General features: G+C 33.6%; 1 protein-coding gene. It reads right to left on the bottom strand.

Annotated features, from left to right (window positions below):
* The coding region (locus SB764_RS43800) for an AMP-binding protein (RefSeq protein ID WP_410867278.1) at window positions 1-244 on the bottom strand (244 nt) is incomplete at both ends.

Raw genomic sequence — 244 nt, 5'->3', positions numbered from 1 at the left:
CCCCCAATATAGATTTCTCCGATTATTCCTGTAGGGACAGGTTTCTGCCGATCATTCAGTATATAAATAACAGTATTTTGAAGTGGATATCCAATAGGAGCATTTGCTGATTTTAATTTTGTATCTGGCTCTATAACATAATATGTAGCATCGACACAACATTCCGTTGGACCATAGAGATTAACAATAGTAGTCTTTGGATATTTTTTATGTAATAAATTTACTGTTTTTGTTTGCAGCTGCT

The organism is Paraburkholderia sp. SIMBA_027, assembly GCF_046535315.1.
GTDB classification, from domain to species: Bacteria; Pseudomonadota; Gammaproteobacteria; order Burkholderiales; family Burkholderiaceae; genus Paraburkholderia; species Paraburkholderia tropica.
This window is presented reverse-complemented; position numbering and strand designations above follow the sequence as displayed.